This window comes from Pseudomonas sp. 05N434 (assembly GCF_056396965.1).
This window is the reverse complement of the sequence record NZ_JBFTMK010001131.1, coordinates 1-456: the sequence shown is the minus strand read 5'-3', so window position 1 is coordinate 456 and position 456 is coordinate 1. Positions and strand designations below refer to the sequence as shown.

Annotated in this window: 1 pseudogene; it reads right to left on the bottom strand. The window is 46.3% G+C overall.

What is annotated here, in order from left to right:
- A pseudogene (locus AC1DLB_RS32080) lies at nucleotides 1-456 on the bottom strand (hypothetical protein); the annotation flags it as partial.

Below are 456 nucleotides of genomic sequence, written 5' to 3'. Positions count from 1 at the left end.
ATTTAACCCTTGCAAATTGAATGTGCGGCGCACGACCAGTTTTACGCCCTCCTCTGACGTATACGCGTTGCTTTCTAACCAAAATTTCAGAAGAATTCTGCACATCCGCATTCGGGAGCTTGCGCAAAATCAGATGATTATTGTTGGCTGTGATTTTTTGCCGAATATACTCTAAAGGCGACATGTAGAGGCCCTCGGTAGGGCGAGCATTATGCATAGCGATCTCCACATCAAGCACATGCCTAATTTCATCTGCGATGATTCGCTTGGTAACCGCAATTTGCTCAGCTTTGTCCGCTCGACCTTTGCCTGGGCCATGACCCGTTGTAGACGGCATTCGCGAAAATATGCCATTTGCGAAGTCAGCATATAATCGCTCAATAGAGGCTCGTCTTTCAAAGTGTTGCGAAGGCCCAACATTCCAGGAATAACCAAGTTCTTTACGTGATATATCAG